The organism is Paraconexibacter antarcticus, from assembly GCF_024220175.1.
Taxonomy (GTDB): Bacteria; Actinomycetota; Thermoleophilia; order Solirubrobacterales; family Solirubrobacteraceae; genus Paraconexibacter; species Paraconexibacter antarcticus.
On record NZ_CP098502.1, the window covers coordinates 1,111,083 to 1,124,063 of the forward strand.

Genomic DNA, 12,981 nt, shown 5'->3' on the forward strand with positions numbered 1-12,981 from the left:
TCAGCCGGCCCAGGGCACCTCGACGGAGTCCTCCGTCGCCGCGTTGCGCGCGACGACGTACTCCGCGGGCTCGTCCGCCGAGCGGTTGTGGAGGACGTGCGTCTCCTGCGGGGGGACGTAGACCATGTCCCCGGCGACGAGCGACGTCGTGTGCTCGAGCTCGTCGCCCCACTGCACCTCGAGGGCGCCGCTGAGCATGTAGACGGCCGACTCGCAGGACGCGTGGTAGTGCGGGCGCGAGCGGGCGGACGGCTCGACGCGGAAACGCCCGAGGTAGATGTCGCGGGCGCCGGCCGTCGCCTCGGAGATCTCGGCGCCGCCCACGACCCCGCGGGGCATCTCGTGGTCGGGCGCGGGCTTGATGACCTTCATGGCGGCCTCCTCAGGCGGCGGGTGGTCAGACGGGCAGATCGTAGTCCAGCCACTCCGAGCGCCTGCCGCCGACGCGGTCGTACACGGCCTGGGCACGGTGGTTGTCGGGCGCGGTCTGCCAGGCCAGGCGCGTGGCGCCGTGCTCGCGGGCCTCGTCCCGGCAGGCGGCGATGAGCGCGTCCGCCAGGCCGGTGCCGCGCGCGGCGGGGTCGACGTAGAGGTCGTTCATGACGGCGAGGCGGGCGGCGCCGAGCGTCGACCACGTCCAGAAGACCGTCGCGAAGCCGAGCGGGGTCCCGTCCTCGACCGACCACGCCATGAGCTGCACGCCCTCCCGCTCCGGGTCGGCCAGCAGCGCGCGGCCGAAGGCGGCGAGGTCGGCGTCGGACGCCTGCACGACCCCGGCCGTCTCCTCGTAGAACGCGCAGTACCCGCGCATCAGCGCGACGAGCTCGGGCAGGTCCCCCTGGGTGACGCGCGCGATGGTGAACTCCATGAGCTCACCATCGCACGGGTGGCGTTAGCCGCTCAGGACATCATTCCCGAGAAGACCCCGCCGCTGACGTTCAGCACCTGACCGTGGACGTAGTTCGACCACGGCGAGCAGAGGAAGAAGACGCCGCCGGCGGCCTCCTCCGGGGTCGCGGGGCGACCGAGCGGGATCATCATCGACGCCATCGCGCGCATCTGGTCCGGGATGCCGAGCTGGACCTTCTCGCCGTCGATCTCCATGACGTTGTCATCGACCTTCGACTGCGTCAGGCGCGTGTCGACGAAGCCGAACGCGACCGCGTTGCAGTTGATCTTGAACTGGCCCCACTCCTTGGCGATCGTCTTCGTCAGGCCGACGACGCCGTTTTTCGCGGCGGAGTAGTTGGCCTGGCCGGCGTTGCCCATCGTGCCCGAGATCGACGCGACGTTGACGATCTTGCGGAAGTTCTCGACGCCCTCCTCCTTCTCCTTCTTGGCCGGCTCGCGCAGGTGCGGCGCGGCGGCGCGGAGGACCTTGAACGGGACGGTCGTGTGGATCGCGATCATGCGGTCCCACCAGTCGTCGCTCATCTTGTGGATGGGCGCGTCGAGGGTGTAGCCGGCGTTGTTGACGATGATGTCGATCTGGCCCCACGCGTCGATCGCGGTCTTGATGAGCTGATCGGGCGCGTCGCCCTTCGTGAGGTCGCCGGCGTAGACCGCGGTCTCGCCCGCGATCTCCGAGGCGGTCTGCTGCGCGACGTCGGCGTCGAGGTCGTTGATGACGACCTTGGCGCCCTGCTCGCTGAGCAGTTCTGCGGTGGCGCGGCCGATGCCGCGGGCGCTGCCGGTGACGATGGCCACCTTGCCGTCGAGGACTCCCATGCGCGTCTCCTGTCTCGTGAACCTTGGTAGGGGGCGGGTCCGCCCGGCTGGGGCGGCGGACCGCGACGGGTGAATCCTATTCAGGCGCCAGGGGTGGGGCGGTCCGCCGCACGGCCCGATCGGGTCACGGCGTCAGCGCCCCGGCTGCGCCTTGAGCCAGATCGTCGCGGCCTCGACCCGGTTCGCCGCCCCGAGCTTGCGGAGGATCCGCTTGACGTGCGACTTCGCCGTCTCCTCGGAGATGAAGAGCCGCGCGGCGATCTGGGCGTTGGAGGCGCCGCCGCCGAGGAGCGCGAGCACCTCGCGCTCGCGCTTGGACAGCGACTCGGGGAGGCCGGACTCGTCCGCGGCCGGGAGGAGGGCGGCGGTCACGCGGGTGGCGCCGGTCCCGGCGGCGTCCTCGGAGCCGAGCTCGACCTCGGCGTCGAGGTACTCGGCGACGACCGCCTCCGTGCGGCGCAGCAGGTGGCGCAGCTCGCGGCCCTGGTCTCGCAGCCGGTCGGCGAGCCGCGCGCGCTCGACCGCGTAGCCGAACCCCTCGGCGAACGCCCACAGCGCGTCGCGGTCGAACTCGTCGACCTTGCGCGGCTTCAACCGGTGGTCGGCGTGGAGGAAGCCGATCACGCGGCCCTCGGGCATGATCGGCGCGGCGACGTAGGAGTGCGTGTCGTAGGCGGCGGCGAGGTCGGCGAACACGCGCGGGTTGCCCACGGCCTGCTCGACGGCCATCGGGCGCCGGCGGCGGACCATCTCGGTCTCGAGCGCCTGGGTCGCGAGGACGGCGGGGTGCTCGCGGCTGTAGCGCAGCAGGCGGGCAGCGGCCTCGGGGTCGCCCTCGACGTGGAAGGCCTCGGCGTACAGCTCCTGCCCGCGGACCCGGTAGAGGACCGCGCGGTCGAAGCCGCAGGCGGCGCACGCCGTCCGCGGCGCGGCGGCGATCATCGCCTCGGCACTGGGCAGCCGCCGCAGCGTCGCGAGCTCGGCGTTCACCCGCGCGAGCGTCTCCAGCCGGTCGCGCACCTGCCGGTCGGCGGCGCGCTCGCGACGCTCCTGTAGGTCGAGCAGCGCGTCGACGGCCGCCCGCAGCGCCGGCGACGCGTCGGCCGCCAGCGTCGCGAGCTGCTCCTCGAGCGCGGCCGCCTCGTCCTCGAGCGCGGCCCGTTCGGCGGTCGCGGCCGCGGCCGGCGGGTCCTGCGGCCACGGCGGCAGGTCGTCGGCGAGCGGGTGCGGGGACGTCGTGTCCCCGCGGGCGGCGTCCATGCGCCGACGCTACCGGACCGCAGCGCCCGCGGCAGCCGTCAGCGGGCGGCGCCGACCGGCGCGGCGCCGCGCGCGGGGACGAGCCACGGCGGGGCCTCGACGGCCGGGGCGCGCGCCGCCGGCGTGTAGGCCGGAAGGTCGGTCGACGGGGACCACGAGTGGCGGCCGAGCGCCTTCATCGCGCGGTACTTCACGACCCCGTGGGCGTTGCCCGCGTACCAGACGAGGTGCACCGACACGGGGAACGGGGCGTTCCAGAAGAGGTCGGGGATCGGGTCGCGGGGGCGGGGCGCGGCCATGACGACGTCCGCGGCGACGTAGCCCTCGCCGTCGTCGTAGCCGAGGCGCTGCAGGACGACGCCGTCCGCGTCGCAGATGCACGTCTCGCCGAGCATCCGCGAGGGCCACGACAGCCCCGGCACGAGCGGCGTCTGCATCGTGAACGGCCCGACGTGCGACGGATGGACGGCCGGCACCCCGAGCATCCGCGCCATCCGCGGCGGGGTCTCGCGGCAGTACTGCTCGAGGAAGCCCTCGTCGCGGGTGATGAACCACGGCTTCGTCAGGGCCCAGGTCGGGAACGACGGGAAGTGCATGCCGCCGGCGAGCAGGCGCGCGCGGCCGACGAGCCGCTTCGCCGTGCGCACCCGGCCCCACTCGAAGCCGTTCGCGCAGCCGATCGGCCCGAGCGACGTCTCCATGAGGCCGTCGTCGGTGCCGCCCGAGTAGTAGTTGTTCTCCCAGAAGGACGGCTGGTCCTTGTCGTGCAGGTGGATCGCGCCGTCCGGTGCGCAGAGCGCGTAGGTACCGCGGGTGTCGGTGCCGCGCACGGCGATGAAGCCGCCGCCGACGAGGCAGCCGTGTTCGCGGGCGAGCGCGCGCAGCGTCTGCAGCGGCGCGCCGAGCAGCGGCCGGGCGACCGAGCGCATGCGCTTGTCGTACGCGTTCGGGGAGGTGATCGCCTCGGGCAGGAAGATCGCGTCGGGGGCGTGCTCGCGGGCGGCCTGGCCGACGAGGTCCGAGACGCGCCGGAGGTTCGCCTCGACCTCGCCGATCCGGAGCGCCGGCTGGATCGCGACGACGCGCACCGAGCGGTCGTCGCCGGCCCCGTTCGTGCTCGCCGCGCTCATGACCGCACCCCGCCGCGCGCGACGAGGCCGGTCGCGTCGGCCCCTCGCGGCAGGCAGCCGAACGTCCCGTCGCCGTCACCCGTCAGCCGCGTCGCGCAGTAGGCGTCGGCGACGGCGGGCGGGGCGTGGCGGACGAGCAGGGACGCCTGGAGGCAGCGGGCGAGCCACCCCGTCAGCGCGCGGGCGCCCGCCTCGCCGGGGACGTCGCGGATGCGGTCCTCCAGGCCGGCGATCGCCGCGTCCAGGCGGCGGTCGGCGCCGGCCCCCGCGGCGACCTCGTCGCGGAACGCCTGCACCGACTCCGGCTCGCGCTGCATCGCGCGCAGGACGTCGAGCGCCTGGACGTTGCCCGAGCCCTCCCACACGGACATGAGCGGCGCCTCGCGATAGCTGCGCGGCAGGCGCGACTCCTCGACGTACCCGTACCCGCCCTGGCACTCGAGCGCCTCGGCGGCGTGCATCGGCGCGCGCTTGCAGACCCAGAACTTCAGGACGGGGCCGGCGAGGCGGCGGAAGGCGATCGCCTGCGCGTCCCCGGCGGCGGCGTCCTGCGTGGCCCGGGCGAGGCGGAGCGCCGACCACGTCGCCGCCTCGCTCTCGACCGCGAGGTCGGCGAGCACCGCGGTCATCGCGGGCTGGTCGGCGAGCGGACGCCCGAACGCGGTCCGGTGGCGGGCCCAGTGGATCGCCTCGACGGTGCCGGTGCGCATGACCGCGGTCGACCCGAGGACGCAGTCCTGCCGGGTCCCGCCGATCATCGCCATGATCGCCCGCACACCGCGCCCGGGCTCGCCGACGAGCTGCGCGAGGGACCCGTCGAAGCGCACCTCGGCCGTCGGGTTCGAGCGGTTGCCGAGCTTGTCCTTCAGGCGGTCGATCGTCCAGCCGTTCGGCCCGCCGTCGTCGAGCCGGCGGGGCACGAGCAGGCAGCTCACGCCCTCGGCGGTCTGGGCGAGGACGAACATCGCGTCGGAGTGGACGGCGGAGACGAACCACTTCTCGCCGGTCACGCGGTACCACCCGTCGCCGGCGTCCGGCTCGGGCTCGGCGACCGTCGTGTTCGTCCGCACGTCGGACCCGCCCTGCTTCTCGGTCAGCGCCATGCCGATGAGCGCGCCCGCCTTCTCGCCCGCGGGGAGCGCGCGCGTGTCGTAGACGCCGCTCGTGACGGGGCGCTCCCAGCGGGCGGCGACCGCGTCGGTGAGCCGCAGCGCGGGCACGCACGCGTAGGTCATCGCGAGCGGGCAGGTCGACCCGGCCTCGACCTGGGCGACGGCGATGAACTTCGCGGCGCGGGCGACCTGGGCCGCCGGGTGCTCGTCCGCCCAGACGGCGCCGGCGACGCCGTGCTCGACCGCGAGCCGCATGACGTGGTCCCACGCGGGCGTGAACGTCACCTCGTCGGTGCGGGCTCCGCCGCGGTCGTAGGGCCGGTGGACGGGCGGCTGCTCGTTCGCGAGGAAGCCGGCCTCGAGCCCCTCGCGCGACCCGAGCTCGCGGCCGAGCGCGGAGCACTCCGCGAGCCGGTCGCCCGCGCCGAACGCCTGCAGCGCATCGACGAGCGCCGCGTCGCTCCCGACGACGTCGAAGCCCTCCAGGCGCGGGGGTGTGTTGCCGGTCGCGCGGTTGGACGCGGTGGGCGGCGGGGGAGCGGCGACGGGGGTCATGGCGCCATCCAAGCGGCCCCGCGCGGCGGTGGGAAGGGAGGTTCACTCCGAGGGGTGACCGGGTGTACCCCGATTGGCGATGCCGCCCCCGCCGGACGGGCCTACGGTTGGCCCATGACCGAGATCGACCGCCACGAGAGCACCGACGTCCTCATCATCGGCAGCCGCTGCGCCGGCAGCGCGGCCGCGATCGGCTTCGCCCGCGCCGGGCGCTCGGTCGTCGCGATCGACCGCGCGAAGTTCCCGTCCGACACGCTCTCGACGCACGTGAACTTCCCGTCCGCGGTCGCCGAGCTGCAGGCGGTCGGCGCGCTCGGGCGGATCCTCGCCCACGACCCGCCGAAGTGCACCCACGGGATGGTCGAGGCGGACGGCGTCCGCTGCCTGCAGCGCTTCGCGACCGTCGACGGCATCGACTACGGGATCTGCCTGCCGCGCCCCGAGCTCGACCACGCCCTCGTGGAGACCGCGCGCGAGGCCGGCGCCGAGGTCCGCGAGCGGACGGCGCTGCAGGAGATCCTGTGGACCGGCAAGCGGGTCTCCGGCGCGGTCGTCCGCGAGCGCGACGGCGCGCTCGTGCAGATCGACTGCAAGCTCCTCGTCGGGGCCGACGGGCGCCGCTCGACCGTCGCGCGGCTCGTCGGCGCCGAGCGCCCGTACCGCGGGTCGCGCAACGAGCGCGGCTGCGCCTTCTGGTACATGGACGACCCGCTCGTCGGCACCGAGTGGCGCGAGCGGCTCATCCAGCTGCGCTCCGGCACGACGCACGCGCTCATCTTCCCGTGCCCCGAGGGCCGCGTCATGTGCCTGTTCATGGGGCCCGCCGAGGACATCCCGCGGTACCGCAAGGACCCGGAGGCGATGTGGGAGGCGATGCTCGACGCGAACCCCGCCGTCCGCGTCCGCCTCGGCGGGGCGACGAACTTCTCGAAGCTCCGGTCGACCGGCGACAACGTCGCCTTCCACCGCCGCTCGAGCGGCCCCGGGTGGGCGCTCGCGGGCGACGCCGGGCACTTCAAGGACCCGATCATCGGGCAGGGGATCCGCGACGCCGTCCGCTTCGGGCGCATCCTCGGGGAGACGTGCGCACCGGCCCTCGGCGACCCGAAGGCGCTCGACGCGGCGACGCGGGCGGTCGAGGCGCGCCGCGACCGCGAGTGCAACGCGACCTACCACTGGGGCAACCGCGAGTCGCGCGTCTTCGGCGTCAGCCCGATCGTCCAGGAGGCCCTGCGCGACCTCGACGGGCAGGACCCGCCGCTCCTCCTCCACATGTTCGACCGCGTGCAGAAGCCCCACCACGTCCTGAACCCGCTCCGGGGCGCGAAGTACGCCGCCCGGGCGCTCATGCGGCGCGGCGCCGACCGCCCGGCGATCCTGCGGGAGGTCGTCGAGGAGGCGCGCATCGACGTCGGCGCCTGGCGGGAGGAGCTGCGCCCGCGCTTCCGCAACACGCGCCTGACGGCGTCCGAGCGCGGGGACTACGTCTGGCCGCCGCGGACGCCCGGCACGACGACGCCCGAGCCGCCCGCCGACCGCGCGGCCGGCATCGCGGCGGACCCGACGGCCGGCGGGGCGGCGGACGCGGCGGCGGCGCCCGAGCCGGCCGCTCTCACATGAGCGTCCCCGGCACCCGGCGCGTCGTCGCGGTCCAGCTCGCCGTCGCCGTCGGCGAGGACACCGGCCGCAACCTGCGCCACATCGAGGACATCGTCGGGCAGGCGGTGCGCGAGCACGCGCCCGACATGGTCTTCCTGCCCGAGAGCGCGAACCACCCGAACGTCCACGGGTCCGTGATGCGGCGGGTGACCGAGCCGGTCGACGGTCCGACGCTCGCGACCCTCCGCGGGCTCGCGCGCGAGCACGGCTGCGTCGTCGGCGGCGGCTACCTCGCGGTCCGCGGCCATCACGCCCGCGGGACGTACGCCGTCTGCGAGCCCGACGGCGCGGTCTCCTTCCACGACAAGGACCAGCCGTCGATGTGGGAGAACAACAACTACACGCCCGGTCAGGACCCGGGCATCGCCGACACCGCCGCGGGGCCGATCGGCGTCGCGAACGGCTTCGAGTGGCTGCGCTCGCGGACGGCGGAGCGCCTCCGTGGCCGGGTGCGGCTCGTCGCGGGCGGCATGTGCTTCCCGTCGTTCCCGTCGTGGGCGCTCACGCGGCCGTGGTTCTGGAAGCGCGAGCACGCGACGATGGTCGAGCTCGCGCGCGAGACGCCGGGCCGCATGGCGCGGGTCGTCGGCGTGCCGTGCGTGCACCCGTCGCACGTCGGCGACATCACGATGGCCACGCCGTTCGCGCCCGGGGTCCCGTGGCCGACGATCCTCCTCGGCGAGACGCAGATCGTCGACGCCGCCGGCACGTCGCTCGCCCACCTGAGCTACGAGGACGGCGAGGGGTACGTCTGCGCGGACGTCGAGTGGGGCGAGGCGCGGCCGGTCAACCCGGTGCCGCCGCGCTTCTGGATGCCCGTGCTGCCGTGGACGGTGCACGCCGTCTGGTACGCGACGAACGCCTCGGGGCGCGCCCGCTACGCGCTCGATCACCGCCGGGGCGCCTTCCCGTGGCAGCACACACCCGCCGACGGCGAGGACCTGCCCGACCGCGTGCCGGCGGGGATGCTCGGACCGCCGGCGGGCGAACCGCAGGGAGGTGCGGCGCCGCCGCTGACCGTCGCGTAGCCGACGCGCGTCCGCGGTGCGTCCGCCGGCGGCCGCGCGCGGGTCACCCAGGATCTCCGGGCCGGACGATCCCTGTCTCGTAGGCCAGGACGACCGCCTGGACGCGGTCGCGGAGCCCCAGCTTGCCGAGGATCCTGGCCACGTGGCTCTTGACGGTGGCGTGGCTGAGGAAGAGGTCACCGGCGATCTCGGCGTTCGAGCGTCCACGCGCGAGCAGCCGGAGCACGTCGAGCTCGCGGTTGCTGAGCGCCGCGGCGCCGGGAGGCAAGGCCGCGATGTGCGGTGGCCGGCGGCAGAAGTCTTCGACGAGGCGTCGGGTGATCGAGGGCGCCAGCAGTGCGTCGCCCGCGGCGACGGTCCGCACCGCAGCGGCGAGCTGCTCGCGGCTGGCGTCCTTGAGCAGATACCCGGAGGCCCCGGCCTTCAGCGCGCGGTAGACGTACTCGTCGAGATCGAAGGTCGTGAGGACGAGGACGCGTGCTCTGGCGTGCGAGCCGACAAGCCGCTCTGTCGCCTCGAGGCCGTCGAGCTCCGGCATCCGGACGTCCATCAGCACGAGGTCCGGATCGTGGGTGCGTGCGGCGTCGAGCGCCTCGAGCCCGTTGGCGGCTTCGGCGACGACCTCGATGTCGTGTTCGGCTTCGAGCATCATGCGCAGCCCCTCGCGGACGAGGTCCTGGTCGTCGGCGAGAACGACGCGGATCATGAGCCCGCCAGGTTCGGGACAGGCAGCCGAGCGCGGACCGCGAAGCCTCCGTCCGCGGTCGGGCTCGCGTCGAGCTCGCCGCCGAAGACGGCGACGCGCTCGCGCATGCCGATGAGCCCATGGCCGCCGACGTCGGCCGGCGTGGTCCGGGGCCTTCGCCCACCGTCGTCGACGACGGCGATGGTCAGCGCGTCCCGCGTGCGGTCGAGTGCCACGCGCACCAGCGCCTCGGGGCCGGCGTGCCTGACGGTGTTCGTGAGGGCCTCCTGAACGATGCGGTAGGCCGACAGGTCGACCGCCGGGGGGAGCGTGGAGCAGTCGCCCTCGAGCATCACGTCGACGGTGAGCCCCGCCGCGCGGATGCGCTCGACGAGGGCGGGGAGCTGCGCCAGCCCTGGATGCGGTGAGAGCTCGCCGCCGCCACCGTCGTCCTCGCGCAGGACACCGACGAGCCGGCGCATCTCGACGAGCGCCTCGCGGCCGCTGCGTTCGATCTTCTCCAGGGTCGTGGGGTCCGCCGGGCGCGCTTCCCCTTGGGCGCGCGCCCCGGCGGCCTGGACGACGACCACGCTGAGGTTGTGCGCGACGATGTCGTGGAGCTCCCGCGCGATCCGTGAGCGTTCCTCCGTGCTCGCGAGTCGTGCTTCCGCGGCGAGCGCCGTCGCGTGTGCGCTGAGCGCGACGGCCTCGCGCCGGCCGCGCACCGCCATGCCCGCCAGCCAGGCCCCGACCGCCAGGATCAGGAAGAACGCGCCGGCCCACCGGTCCGACTGACGGCCGCTGGTGATGTCGTCGTTCTGCACGCTGTAGACGGCGAACGCGGCGAGCGTCAAGCCGAGCCCGACGAGCGCTTCACGACGCCGGCCGTACGCGGCGACGCTGTACGGGGCGAGGACCCACAGCGCGATGATCTGCAGGCCTTCGGGCGAACGACCGCTCGCGGCCGCCTGGGCCACGATCCCGGCCATCACCAGGGCGCACGCGAGCAGAGGCTGCCGACGACGGAACGCCAGCGGCACCGCGACCAGCACCCCCGATGCCGCCGCGAGCGCCCGCGGGCCGGCGACGTGCGTCCCCAGGTGCCCCCCGGTCCCGAAGACGTTCCACTCCCAGATCGCGGCGACCACCGCGGCCGGCACGAGGTCCGACGCGATCACGCGGCTCGGGCGGAGGGTTCGCGCCATATGCGGAAGGTACGTCGAAGCGGCTCGTCGCGCATCGGCCGCGCGGCCGCTTGCGATTCATCCTCGAGGACGAGCGGATTCGCTCGGACGGCCGCCGACACGCACCGGCGTCGTGCGTACGTTCGTGGTGTTCCCAACCGAAGGGGTCGCCATGAACCGTCGTCTGCCCACCGCTGTCCTCGTCGCCGTCGCCGGCGCCGGCGTTCCCGCCGTGCTGGCCGTCGGGGCCGACAGCGCCCCAAGCCGCGTGACCACGCTGCGCGTGGCGTTCAAGATCGACGCGGCCAAGCTCGTCGACGCCGCGCCGCACGGGAACTCGCCCGGTGACGTCGCCGTGCTCAGCGGGACGCTGCGTACGCCCGCCCCCGGTCAGGTCATCGGGCATTACCACGGGACCTGCACGACGATGCAGCCGGTCTCCGACAGCGAGTGCACGTTCACGTGGGCACTCGCCGGCGGCCAGATCACCACGATCGCCGCCTACGGGGACAACTTCAACGGCCGGCGCGTCGTGCACGACGCCATCGTCGGTGGGACCGGCCGTTATCGTGACGCCCGCGGGCAGGGCATCGGGAAGGAGACGGGCGAGACGACCGGCCTCGAGACGTTCCAGCTGACGCGGCCGTGAGCCCCGCTACAGCCCCATCGTCTTGCCGAGGATCTCCTTCATGATCTCGTCGGTGCCGCCGCCGATCGGGCCGAGGCGCAGGTCGCGCGCCGCGCGCTCGATGCCGTACTCGACCATGTAGCCCGCGCCGCCGTGGATCTGCAGGCACTGGTCGGCGAGGTCGAACGCGGCCCGCTGGGTGGCGAGCTTCGCCATCGTCACCTCCTGCACGCAGTCCATCCCGAGGTGGTGCAGGCGCAGCGCGTGGTAGGTCAGCGCGCGGCCGGTCTCGATCGTCGTCGCCATCTCGGCGAACTTGTGCCGGGTGACCTGGAAGTTCGCGATCGGGCGGCCGAACGCGCTGCGGTCCTTCGCGTACTGCAGCGTCTGGTCGAAGAGGCGCTGCATCGCGGCCACCGCGCCGAGCGCCATCACCAGCCGCTCCCACTGGAAGTTGGCCATGATGAGGTAGAAGCCCTTGTTCTCCTCCCCGAGCAGGTTCTCGTCGGGGACGAAGACGTCGTCGAACGCGATGAGCGCGGTGTCGGACGCGTGCCAGCCCATCTTCTCGATCTTGCTCGTCGTCACGCCCTCGCCGTTCTCGACGATGAGGAAGCTCAGACCGCCGTGGCCGCCGTCGGCGCTCGTCTTCACGGCGGTGACGAAGTAGTGCGCCCGCACCCCGTTGGTGATGAACATCTTCGCGCCGTTGACGAGCCAGCCGCCGTCGACCTTCGTCGCGCTCGTGCGGATCGCGGCGACGTCGGACCCGGCGTCCGGCTCGGTGATCGCGAGGGCGGCGATCTTCTCCCCGGCGATGGCGGGGACGAGGTAGCGCTGCTTCTGATCCTCGGTGCCGAACTTGGAGATCGGCGGCGTGGCGATGCCGATGTGGGCGCCGATGCCGGCCGCCAGGCCGCCACTGCCGGCGTGCGAGAGCTCCTCGATGAGCACGGCGTCGTGCAGCATGTCGCCGCCCTGCCCGCCGTACTCGACGGGGTACTTCAGCCCGAGGTAGCCGACGGCGGCCATCTGGGTGAAGACCTCGTCGGGGAACCAGCGGTCCTCCTCCCACTGGTCGGCGTGGGGCCGCAGCTCGTTGACGACGAAGCGCCGGATCGAGTCGCGGAGCTCCTCGTGCTCGGCGGTGAACGGCGGCAGGAGCGCGCGGCTCGCCGGGGCGGTGGGGAGGCCTTTCATGGAAGCTGAAGTCTATTCATGTTCAGCCGTGTACGTTCAAGCCCGGCGGCGCGCGGCGCGGAAGTAGACCATCGCGCCGGACGTCCGGATCTCCGGCTCGGGGAACCCCGCCTGCGCGAGCCAGTGCGCGAGCTCGACCCGGGTGCCGCTCGGCCCGAGCAGCCCCCCCGCGCGGCCGACGACCCGCATCGGCTCGTAGAGGACGCCGGTGTCGTTCAGCAGGGCGCTGCCGGTGAGGATGCCGCCCGGCTTCAGCACGCGGGCGATCTCGGCGATCGCCGCCGCCGGCCGCGGGAAGCAGTGCAGCCCGGTGAAGGAGACGACGAGGTCGAAGGTCGCGTCCGCGAACGGCAGGTGCTCGACGTCGGCCTGCGCCGGTTCGACCTGATCCAGCCCACGGCGGGCGGCGTTCGACATCGTCCGCTCGATCATCGCCGGCGCGATGTCGGCCGCCACGTAGCGGACGTCCTGCCCGGGGCCGAGGCCGCGCAGGGCGACGCCGCCGCCGCACGGCACGTCGAGCACGGCGCTCCCGGGCGGCAACCGGCCGATCTCGTCGGCGGCCCCGTAGAGGAGGCGGATGTCCGACCGGATCCCGCCTGCCCACAGCAGCCGGCCGACTCGCTCGTGCTCGACCACGAAGTCGTACAGAGTCGCCCACGGGTGGTCCGCCTTCCACACGTCGCTGACGCCGTCGAGGCGCCCGCGGACCAGCCCGGAGAGGTTCATGCGCGGATGCTCGCAGGCCGCGGGGCATCGGGGCGATGCTCGTGTCATCTGCCGCGAGGACCTAAGCGGATTCTCGCGCGGAA

13 protein-coding genes are annotated in these 12,981 nt (G+C 73.9%); 3 read left to right on the top strand and 10 right to left on the bottom strand.

Features of this window, described 5'->3' with window-relative positions:
* The 6 genes from NBH00_RS05595 to NBH00_RS05620 form a co-directional block, all read right to left on the bottom strand.
* Entirely contained in the window at positions 1 to 372 is a 372-nt protein-coding gene (locus NBH00_RS05595; protein ID WP_254572363.1) for a cupin domain-containing protein, read from the bottom strand.
* A 25-nt stretch (positions 373 to 397) separates the two neighbouring features.
* Entirely contained in the window at positions 398 to 868 is a 471-nt protein-coding gene (locus tag NBH00_RS05600) for a GNAT family N-acetyltransferase (RefSeq protein WP_254572364.1), read from the bottom strand.
* 32 nt (positions 869 to 900) lie between these two features.
* Positions 901 to 1,728 (bottom strand): SDR family NAD(P)-dependent oxidoreductase, encoded by an 828-nt coding sequence (locus tag NBH00_RS05605; protein WP_254572365.1) that lies wholly within the window; start codon positions 1,726 to 1,728, stop codon positions 901 to 903.
* A 132-nt stretch (positions 1,729 to 1,860) separates the two neighbouring features.
* A complete protein-coding gene (locus tag NBH00_RS05610) occupies positions 1,861 to 2,988 on the bottom strand; it encodes a LuxR C-terminal-related transcriptional regulator (RefSeq protein WP_254572366.1) in 1,128 nt (375 codons plus the stop codon).
* A gap of 38 nt (positions 2,989 to 3,026) precedes the next feature.
* On the bottom strand, positions 3,027 to 4,118 hold the full coding sequence (locus NBH00_RS05615; protein ID WP_254572367.1) for a carbon-nitrogen hydrolase family protein: 1,092 nt from the start codon (positions 4,116 to 4,118) through the stop codon (positions 3,027 to 3,029).
* On the bottom strand, positions 4,115 to 5,785 hold the full coding sequence (locus NBH00_RS05620) for an acyl-CoA dehydrogenase family protein (RefSeq protein WP_254572368.1): 1,671 nt from the start codon (positions 5,783 to 5,785) through the stop codon (positions 4,115 to 4,117). Before NBH00_RS05620 ends, NBH00_RS05615 begins: the two co-directional genes overlap by 4 nt.
* Positions 5,786 to 5,899: 114 nt before the next feature.
* On the opposite strand from NBH00_RS05620, the gene NBH00_RS05625 reads away from it, so the two are divergent.
* Both NBH00_RS05625 and NBH00_RS05630 read left to right on the top strand, forming a co-directional pair.
* Positions 5,900 to 7,405, top strand: a complete 1,506-nt coding sequence (locus tag NBH00_RS05625; RefSeq protein WP_254572369.1) for an NAD(P)/FAD-dependent oxidoreductase — start codon at positions 5,900 to 5,902, stop codon at positions 7,403 to 7,405.
* Positions 7,402 to 8,472, top strand: coding sequence for a carbon-nitrogen hydrolase family protein (locus tag NBH00_RS05630; RefSeq protein WP_254572370.1), 1,071 nt, complete (start codon positions 7,402 to 7,404; stop codon positions 8,470 to 8,472). The genes NBH00_RS05625 and NBH00_RS05630 overlap by 4 nt, the downstream gene beginning before the upstream one ends.
* Positions 8,473 to 8,515: 43 nt before the next feature.
* Here the strand turns inward: NBH00_RS05630 and NBH00_RS05635 are convergent, their stop codons facing one another.
* Entirely contained in the window at positions 8,516 to 9,178 is a 663-nt protein-coding gene (locus NBH00_RS05635; RefSeq protein WP_254572371.1) for a response regulator transcription factor, read from the bottom strand.
* Positions 9,175 to 10,362, bottom strand: coding sequence for a sensor histidine kinase (locus NBH00_RS05640; RefSeq protein ID WP_254572372.1), 1,188 nt, complete (start codon positions 10,360 to 10,362; stop codon positions 9,175 to 9,177). The genes NBH00_RS05635 and NBH00_RS05640 overlap by 4 nt, the downstream gene beginning before the upstream one ends.
* A 151-nt stretch (positions 10,363 to 10,513) precedes the next feature.
* On the opposite strand from NBH00_RS05640, the gene NBH00_RS05645 reads away from it, so the two are divergent.
* Entirely contained in the window at positions 10,514 to 10,990 is a 477-nt protein-coding gene (locus NBH00_RS05645) for a hypothetical protein (protein ID WP_254572373.1), read from the top strand.
* Between the two features lie 6 nt (positions 10,991 to 10,996).
* Here the strand turns inward: NBH00_RS05645 and NBH00_RS05650 are convergent, their stop codons facing one another.
* Together NBH00_RS05650 and NBH00_RS05655 are read right to left on the bottom strand one after the other, a co-directional pair.
* Positions 10,997 to 12,169, bottom strand: a complete 1,173-nt coding sequence (locus NBH00_RS05650) for an acyl-CoA dehydrogenase family protein (RefSeq protein WP_254572374.1) — start codon at positions 12,167 to 12,169, stop codon at positions 10,997 to 10,999.
* Between the two features lie 36 nt (positions 12,170 to 12,205).
* Entirely contained in the window at positions 12,206 to 12,898 is a 693-nt protein-coding gene (locus NBH00_RS05655; RefSeq protein ID WP_254572375.1) for a class I SAM-dependent methyltransferase, read from the bottom strand.
* Between the last annotated feature and the right edge of the window lie 83 nt (positions 12,899 to 12,981).

What these genes read in the sequence shown, in the direction of transcription:
- NBH00_RS05610 (WP_254572366.1), bottom strand. Translation starts at nt 2,988, where the DNA reads ATGGACGCCGCCCGCGGGGACACGACGTCCCCGCACCCGCTCGCCGAC.
- NBH00_RS05600 (WP_254572364.1), bottom strand. Translation starts at nt 868, where the DNA reads ATGGAGTTCACCATCGCGCGCGTCACCCAGGGGGACCTGCCCGAGCTC.
- NBH00_RS05605 (WP_254572365.1), bottom strand. Translation starts at nt 1,728, where the DNA reads ATGGGAGTCCTCGACGGCAAGGTGGCCATCGTCACCGGCAGCGCCCGC.
- NBH00_RS05615 (WP_254572367.1), bottom strand. Translation starts at nt 4,118, where the DNA reads ATGAGCGCGGCGAGCACGAACGGGGCCGGCGACGACCGCTCGGTGCGC.
- NBH00_RS05645 (WP_254572373.1), top strand. Translation starts at nt 10,514, where the DNA reads ATGAACCGTCGTCTGCCCACCGCTGTCCTCGTCGCCGTCGCCGGCGCC.
- NBH00_RS05620 (WP_254572368.1), bottom strand. Translation starts at nt 5,785, where the DNA reads ATGACCCCCGTCGCCGCTCCCCCGCCGCCCACCGCGTCCAACCGCGCG.
- NBH00_RS05655 (WP_254572375.1), bottom strand. Translation starts at nt 12,898, where the DNA reads ATGAACCTCTCCGGGCTGGTCCGCGGGCGCCTCGACGGCGTCAGCGAC.
- NBH00_RS05640 (WP_254572372.1), bottom strand. Translation starts at nt 10,362, where the DNA reads ATGGCGCGAACCCTCCGCCCGAGCCGCGTGATCGCGTCGGACCTCGTG.
- NBH00_RS05625 (WP_254572369.1), top strand. Translation starts at nt 5,900, where the DNA reads ATGACCGAGATCGACCGCCACGAGAGCACCGACGTCCTCATCATCGGC.
- NBH00_RS05595 (WP_254572363.1), bottom strand. Translation starts at nt 372, where the DNA reads ATGAAGGTCATCAAGCCCGCGCCCGACCACGAGATGCCCCGCGGGGTC.
- NBH00_RS05630 (WP_254572370.1), top strand. Translation starts at nt 7,402, where the DNA reads ATGAGCGTCCCCGGCACCCGGCGCGTCGTCGCGGTCCAGCTCGCCGTC.
- NBH00_RS05635 (WP_254572371.1), bottom strand. Translation starts at nt 9,178, where the DNA reads ATGATCCGCGTCGTTCTCGCCGACGACCAGGACCTCGTCCGCGAGGGG.
- NBH00_RS05650 (WP_254572374.1), bottom strand. Translation starts at nt 12,169, where the DNA reads ATGAAAGGCCTCCCCACCGCCCCGGCGAGCCGCGCGCTCCTGCCGCCG.